This window comes from Acinetobacter sp. HR7, assembly GCF_000773685.1.
Taxonomy (GTDB): domain Bacteria; phylum Pseudomonadota; class Gammaproteobacteria; order Pseudomonadales; family Moraxellaceae; genus Acinetobacter; species Acinetobacter thermotolerans.
On record NZ_JPQO01000047.1, the window covers coordinates 1 to 7296 of the forward strand.

7 protein-coding genes are annotated in these 7296 nt (G+C 42.8%); all 7 read left to right on the forward strand.

The window, feature by feature from the left end; translation table 11 throughout:
- Positions 1-247 precede the first annotated feature (247 nt).
- Positions 248-1702 carry an RNA polymerase factor sigma-54 gene (locus GW12_RS03370; RefSeq protein WP_034583381.1) on the forward strand — a complete coding sequence of 485 codons (1455 nt, stop codon included), beginning with the start codon at positions 248-250 and terminating at the stop codon, positions 1700-1702.
- Between the two features lie 178 nt (positions 1703-1880).
- On the forward strand, positions 1881-2213 hold the full coding sequence (gene hpf / locus GW12_RS03375; protein WP_034583383.1) for a ribosome hibernation-promoting factor, HPF/YfiA family: 333 nt from the start codon (positions 1881-1883) through the stop codon (positions 2211-2213).
- Positions 2214-2348: 135 nt separating this feature from the next.
- Positions 2349-2600, forward strand: coding sequence for a BolA family iron metabolism protein IbaG (gene ibaG, locus GW12_RS03380; protein ID WP_034583384.1), 252 nt, complete (start codon positions 2349-2351; stop codon positions 2598-2600).
- A gap of 7 nt (positions 2601-2607) precedes the next feature.
- The gene (gene murA, locus GW12_RS03385; protein WP_034583386.1) at positions 2608-3864 is read left to right on the forward strand and encodes a UDP-N-acetylglucosamine 1-carboxyvinyltransferase; all 1257 of its coding nucleotides are present in this window, start codon (positions 2608-2610) and stop codon (positions 3862-3864) included.
- Positions 3864-4565: an ATP phosphoribosyltransferase gene (gene hisG, locus GW12_RS03390; RefSeq protein ID WP_034583387.1), complete on the forward strand. Its 702-nt coding sequence runs from the start codon at positions 3864-3866 to the stop codon at positions 4563-4565. Before murA ends, hisG begins: the two co-directional genes overlap by 1 nt.
- Positions 4566-4750: 185 nt before the next feature.
- Entirely contained in the window at positions 4751-6052 is a 1302-nt protein-coding gene (hisD, locus tag GW12_RS03395) for a histidinol dehydrogenase (RefSeq protein ID WP_161788373.1), read from the forward strand.
- Positions 6053-6119: 67 nt separating this feature from the next.
- Positions 6120-7208: a histidinol-phosphate transaminase gene (gene hisC, locus GW12_RS03400; protein ID WP_034583389.1), complete on the forward strand. Its 1089-nt coding sequence runs from the start codon at positions 6120-6122 to the stop codon at positions 7206-7208.
- The last annotated feature ends 88 nt before the right edge of the window (positions 7209-7296 follow it).

The window sequence follows — 7296 nt, forward strand, 5'->3', positions numbered from 1 at the left end:
CCAGCTCATTATTCTAAACACCCCCTGACCAAATCAGGGGGTGTTTTTTTATGCGTGGGTTTTTGTTTGAAGTAATAATTTTTGGTTAAAACTAAATTATTAAAAAATATAAATATTTATAAGCTTTGCAAAATTAAGTCTAGAAAATCATCAAAGTTTTATATGTGTTTTGCAAAAACTGTGTTATAAAAATTAAAAGCGGCATAAAAATTGCTTATAGAGCGCGATTTAAAAATGAGGGGTAACAATGAAATTATCAGTGGGCTTAAAAGTTGCGAACTCGCTGTCATTAACTCCACAATTACAGCAGGCAATCCGATTACTGCAATTATCTAGTCTAGAACTGGAACAGGAAATCCAGTTGCAGCTGGACAGTAACCCTTTGCTGGAAAAAGTTGAAGAACAATCGAGCATCGAAAGCTTATCAACGGCTGATCTTGCTGAGCGTGAGCAGAAAGATTTAACCAATGAATTGAATGCAGATCATTTGCCGGATGATTTGCCTGTAGATACTGATTGGGATGATGTCTATACCCATCAGCCAACGAGCCTTGGTGCTGCTGAATTTGAAGAGCGTGAAGATAATCGCCAGGGGCATTTAGGCCTGAAACAGCATTTAATTGAACAAGTCAATCTGCTACATTTTTCCAAAATTGATCAGCTGATTGCCCATTACATCATTGATTCATTGGATGATAAAGGCTTTCTGGAAGTTGAAATTGAAGAGATTACTGTTTCTGTTCAACACCTATTAGAAAGTATGGATTATGAGGACGAAGTCGAAAATGATGAAGTCCTTGTGGTGCTTAAACATATTCAACGTCTGGAACCCGTGGGTGTAGGTTCACGTAATCTTGCTGAATGTTTGATGGTGCAATTAGAGAATCTGCCTGCATCTACCCCTTGCCGCGATGCTGCGATCAAACTGATGCAGCACTATGAACTCCTCATCACCAATGAATTGCCTAAACTGATCAAGCAAACTGGCTTGAACCCTGATCAATTACGCAGTGCAGTAGATCTGCTAAAAACCTTAAAACCACATCCAGGGCTGGAATTTGAAGATCGTGATTCAGATTATCAGGTGCCTGATGTTGTGGTGGCCAAAAAGAATGATAGCTGGCAAGTGATGCTGAATCCGGATGTGATGCCGAAACTGCGCGTCAATTCGTTTTATGCCAATATGATTAAACGGGCGGATCAGAGTGACGATAACCAGTATTTGCGTAACCAGATGCTGGAAGCAAAAAACTTTATCAAGAGTATTGATGAGCGCCATAAAACGTTATTAAAAGTCGCCACCTGTATTGTTGAGCATCAAAAAGCTTTTTTGGAAATTGGCGCTGAGGGTATGAAGCCGCTGGTACTGCGTGACATTGCTGAAGAAGTCGAACTGCATGAATCAACCGTATCTCGTGTGACCACCAACAAATATATGTTGACTCCACGTGGTCTATTCGAGTTGAAGTATTTCTTCTCGAGTCATGTCGGAACGACGTCTGGTGGCGAAGCTTCTTCAACTGCAATCCGTGCCAAGATCAAAAAACTGATCGCGGAAGAGAATACACGTAAACCATTGTCAGATAATGCGATTGCGAATCTTTTGAAAGAAGAGGGGATTGATGTGGCACGTCGTACAGTCGCTAAATATCGTGAATCGTTACATATTCCTTCATCTTCTGAAAGAAAGGTCTTGATCTGAGCTTGAAAATTTGACTATTCTAGATATTCATCATGACAGCATGATGAATATCTTTTTACTTTTGAGGAACCGTTAAATGATTTAATCCATTAGCTGAACTGTAGCTTTGCATCGGTTATTGTCATTCGATCATTTGACTGTGACTCTTCTAATCCTAACGAAGGTGAGGGATAGAATTATGCAAATAACAATTCGTGGACATCATTTATCTATTACGCCAGCAATTGAAGAAAATATAAAAACAAAGTTCGCACAGATCACCAAGCATCTGGATCAAGTGAACAGTATGCAGATTAAACTTTCTAAAGATCACCAAATTGATAAGCGTTCTAAAAAAGGAAGCAGCAACCATATCGCAGAAGCTATTGTACGGTTACCAGGAATTGAGTTTTTTGCTCATGCCAATGCGGACGACATGTATACTTCGATTAAACTTTTGACAGAAAAATTGAAAAAACAGATCGATCGTTATCGTAAAATGAATCTGAATTATCAGCCAATCGCAATATAATCAGTAAAATTGAAAAAAAGAGGTTTTTAAAAGCCTCTTTTTTTATAGATATAATGTATATGACTAATGAATTATTTTTTTTATTTATAGTAAAATGATCCGTTTTACACCGTTAGTCCTATAAGAGGTCTTGTGATGAATAATGAACAGCTCGCTGAAGTCTTAAAAGCCGCGTTCCCTGAGGCTGAAATTGTTGTGACTGGCCAAGGCGGTAAATATGATCTCCGTATTGTGGATGATCAATTCGAAGGTAAGCGTCCAGTTGCTCGCCAACAAGCTGTTTATGCTCCTCTCAACTCTTATATTGCCAGTGGTGAAGTCCATGCCGTGACAATTCGCGCAATGACCAAAGAAGAATGGCGCAAAGCAAGCTTATTCGGAGCTTAATAGATTAATGGATAAATTTTTAATTCAGGGCGGCAATAAGCTCGAAGGTGAAGTGCGTATTTCTGGTGCAAAGAATGCAGCACTACCACTCCTGGCTGCAATGATTCTTGCAGAGACTCCTACCAAACTGACCAATGTGCCGAATCTGAAAGATGTAAATACATTGGTTAAACTCATTGCCGGCCTCGGTATCACTATGACTTATGAAGGTGATACGGTTGTTGCGGATACTTCAACACTGACCAACCAGTTCGCACCATACGAACTCGTAAAAACCATGCGTGCATCCATTTTGGTGCTTGGTCCTTTGCTGGCGCGCTACGGTAGTGCGCAGGTGTCTTTGCCTGGTGGTTGTGCCATTGGTTCGCGTCCAGTCGATCAGCATTTGAAGGCTTTAGAAGCTTTAGGTGCAGAGATAGAAGTTGAAGCGGGTTATGTCCATGCCAAAATTGACGGTCGTTTGAAAGGTGGCGAAGTTGTCTTTGATATGGTGACTGTGGGTGGTACCGAAAATATTCTAATGGCCGCTGTCCTTGCTGATGGTGTCACCACCATTCGAAATGCAGCCCGTGAACCGGAAATTACCGATCTGGCTCAAATGCTGATCAAGATGGGTGCTAAGATTGAAGGTCTGGACACCGATACATTGGTAGTGACCGGTGTAGAACATCTGCATGGCTGTGAACATGCAGTGGTGGCTGACCGGATTGAAACTGGTTCCTATCTGGCCGCTGCTGCTATTACCGGTGGTCGTGTCAAAACCACCCATACCGATCCAAACCTGCTTGAATCTGTCCTGGACAAGTTTGAAGAGATGGGCGCAGAAGTCACCCGTGGTGAGGATTGGATTGAACTGGACATGATGGGGAAACGTCCGAAAGCAGTCAGCTTCCGTACCTTGCCACATCCAGAATTTCCGACAGATATGCAAGCCCAGTTGATGGCAGTGAATACCATCGCTCGTGGTTTTGCGACAATTTCTGAAACGATTTTTGAAAACCGTTTCATGCATGTTCCTGAACTGGCACGTATGGGTGCCAATATTCAGGTCGAAGGTAATGATGCTGTTGTTACTGGCGTAGAAAAACTTTCTGCAGCCCCGGTGATGGCAACGGATTTACGCGCTTCATTCTCTCTGGTGCTGGCAGCGCTTGCCGCAGACGGGGAAACAGTGATTGACCGGATCTATCATATTGACCGCGGTTATGAAAATGTTGAAGCGAAGTTACAAGGTTTAGGTGCCCAAATTAAGCGAGTAAGTTAATGAGCGATATGAGAAACGATGATCCAAACTTTGACGTAATGGGCAATTTTGATCATGGTTTAACTTTAGCATTAAGCAAGGGCCGTATCTTAAAAGAAACTCTTCCTCTGTTGGAAACAGCGGGGATCAACCTGTTAGAAGATCCGGACAAATCACGGAAACTGATTTTCCCGACCACACATAAGCATGTGCGTATCCTGATTCTGCGTGCTTCTGATGTACCGACCTATGTTGAAAATGGTGCAGCAGACTTGGGTGTTGCGGGTAAAGATGTGTTGATGGAACATGGTGCGCAAAACGTGTATGAGCCGCTGGATCTGAAAATTGCCAACTGTAAATTGATGACAGCCGGCAAGGTGGGTATGGAACGTCCGAAAGGCCGTTTAAAGATTGCGACCAAATATGTTAACTTGACTCGTCAATACTATGCGAGCCTTGGCGAGCAAGTGGATGTGATCAAGCTGTATGGCTCAATGGAGTTAGCGCCACTGGTGGGTCTGGGTGATTACATTGTCGACGTGGTCGATACGGGCAATACGCTGCGTGCTAATGGTCTGGAACCTTTGGAAGAAATCTGTAAGGTATCTTCCCGTCTAATTGTGAATAAAGCCAGCTTTAAACGTAAACAGACTCTGTTAAATCCGATTATTGCCCAGTTGGAAAAAGCGGTTGAAGAACGCCAAAAAGCGAAAAAAGCTTAAATTTTAAGAATCAAATAGGTCATCCTTCGGGATGGCTTTTTTATAACTGACATCTTTTCAGTTAATTAAATTCCTTCATCAATTGTGGCGAAAGTAATTTTCAATAAAACTCGTGTCTGATGCTGCAGAATGATAACCACAAGTGCCTTTAAAAAAGGTAAACTAATCTTTTCCATATCAACCTTGTGGGTAAATTGATGCGACGTTTATCGACTCAAGATCAAAACTTCAAGCAAGCTTTTGCAGACTTGCTGGCTTTTGAAACAGTGAGTGATCCTGAACTTTTAAAAACCGTAGACCAAATCATCGCTGATGTACGTCAGTATGGTGATGCTCATGTTCTTAAATTAACTCAGCAGTTCGATCGACATCCAGCGCATCAATTTTCAGATCTGGAACTGACTCAAGAACAACTTAAAGCAGCATTTGAAAGTTTAAGCCCAGAAGTGCGTGAAGCGCTAGAACTGGCAGCAAAGCGTATCCGTGAATTTCACCAGGCACAAAAACAGGATGGCTGGACTTATGTGGATGCTCTAGGCAATACCTTAGGTCAAAAAGTTACTCCACTGGATCGTGTGGGAATCTATGTACCAGGTGGTCTGGCTTCTTATCCATCTTCAGTGTTGATGAATGCGGTGCCGGCCCATGTGGCAGGTGTAGGTGAAATCATCATGGTGGTACCTGCACCAAAGGGTGAGCTGAATCCATTGGTACTGGCTGCGGCTTATCTGGCTGGCGTGCATCGTGTATTCACTATTGGTGGTGCACAGGCAGTTGCTGCGTTGGCCTATGGTACAGAGACTATTCCGCGTGTCGACAAAATCACTGGTCCGGGTAACCGTTTCGTGGCTGCGGCAAAACGTGCGGTCTTTGGTCAGGTCGGTATCGACATGATCGCAGGGCCTTCTGAAATTCTGGTGTATGCTGAAGGTAAAAATAATGCAGAGTGGCTGGCAATGGATTTATTGTCACAGGCTGAGCATGACACTGTGGCACAAGCTGTTTTTATTACTCCTGATGAAGAGCTTTTGAATGCCGTAGGTGAGTGGATTGAAAAACATTTGGAAGCTTTGCCTAAAGCTGAGATTGCCCGTACTTCGATTGCCAATCGTGGCGCATTGGTAGTGGTCAAAGACCGTGCTGAAGGTATTGAACTGATTAACCAGGTTGCGCCAGAACATTTGATGTTATGTCTAGATGAGGCACAAGAGATGGCTGAAGAGATCCGTCATGCCGGTGCGATCTTTATGGGACGCTATACGCCAGAAGCGATTGGTGATTACTGTGCTGGTCCAAACCATGTGTTGCCAACCTCTGGTACTGCACGTTTCTCATCACCACTTGGTGTGTATGATTTCCAGAAACGCTCCAGCCTGATCATGTGTTCTGAAGAGGGCGTGAAAACCTTGGCGAAAACGGCAGATGTTCTGGCGCAACAGGAAAATCTGGATGCACATGCCCGCTCAGCACGTTATCGCTATCAATAAGCTTGAAAAGATTTTTTTGAGGGCTGATTGATCAGCCCTTTTTTGAGACAGAATTTGAGATTAATCCATGAATATCACCACAGAACAAATGCGTTTTTGGAGTCCTGAAGTACGTGAGCTGGAACCATATGTGCCAGGCGAACAACCAAAAATCCAGAACCTGTTAAAATTAAATACCAATGAAAATCCATATCCACCATCACCGAAAGTGGTGGAAGCGGTGCAAAAAGTTTTAGCTAATGGTGCGGACGTATTGCGTCTTTATCCAGATCCCGATGCATCAGAACTAAAACAGGCAATTGCGAAACAGCAGAAGGTTGCGGCTGAAAATGTCTTTGTCGGTAACGGCTCTGATGAAGTTCTGGCGCATATCTTTAAAGCCTTCTTTATTCAGGAATTGCCGCTTCTATATCCTGATATCACTTATAGCTTCTATCCGGTTTATAGCCAGTTCTTTGGGGTTAAAACCAAAGTATTACCACTAAATGAAAATTTTGAAATTGTGGTAGCAGATTATAAACAGCCAAATGGCGGCATTATTATCACCAATCCAAATGCACCAACCAGTATTGCATTGGGTTTGTCTGCCATTGAAGAAATACTACAAGCCAATCCGAATTCAGTCGTCGTAATTGATGAGGCTTATGTAGATTTTGGTGCTGAATCTGCAGTCAGCCTGATTGAGAAGTATGAAAACTTGGTTGTGTGTCAAACGACTTCTAAGTCCCGTTCATTAGCAGGGTTACGTGTCGGTTTTGCGATTGCACAACCACATCTGATTGCAGCACTGGAAGCAGTGAAAAACAGCTTTAACTCCTATCCGATGGATCGTTTTGCGATTGCGGCAGCCGTGGCTTCTTTTGAAGATCAGGAATATTTCGAAGCACAAAATGCCAAAGTCATTGCCAGTCGTGAAAAGCTGATTGCCCAACTGGTTGAACTTGGCTTTAAGGTACTACCTTCAAAAGCCAACTTTATTTTTGCTTCATTGCCAAGCAAAGATGCAGGTGAACTGGCAGCGGAACTACGTGAGCGCGGTATTATCGTTCGTTATTTCAATAAGCCGCGTATCAACCAATTCCTGCGGATTACTATTGGCACAGATGAGCAGAATCAGCGGTTAGTTGATACATTGAAAAATGAGATTTTAGTTTAATAGAATCTCTCCCTTGCGGAGCAATGTTCCTCACCTTTATAAAGGAAGGAATCCCCCTCTTTTACAACATAGGTATCTACACAATTTC

Excerpts from the sequence above, each read along its gene's own strand:
- GW12_RS03370 (WP_034583381.1), top strand. The coding sequence starts at position 248 with ATGAAATTATCAGTGGGCTTAAAAGTTGCGAACTCGCTGTCATTAACT.
- hpf (WP_034583383.1), top strand. The coding sequence starts at position 1,881 with ATGCAAATAACAATTCGTGGACATCATTTATCTATTACGCCAGCAATT.
- ibaG (WP_034583384.1), top strand. The coding sequence starts at position 2,349 with ATGAATAATGAACAGCTCGCTGAAGTCTTAAAAGCCGCGTTCCCTGAG.
- murA (WP_034583386.1), top strand. The coding sequence starts at position 2,608 with ATGGATAAATTTTTAATTCAGGGCGGCAATAAGCTCGAAGGTGAAGTG.
- hisG (WP_034583387.1), top strand. The coding sequence starts at position 3,864 with ATGAGCGATATGAGAAACGATGATCCAAACTTTGACGTAATGGGCAAT.
- hisC (WP_034583389.1), top strand. The coding sequence starts at position 6,120 with ATGAATATCACCACAGAACAAATGCGTTTTTGGAGTCCTGAAGTACGT.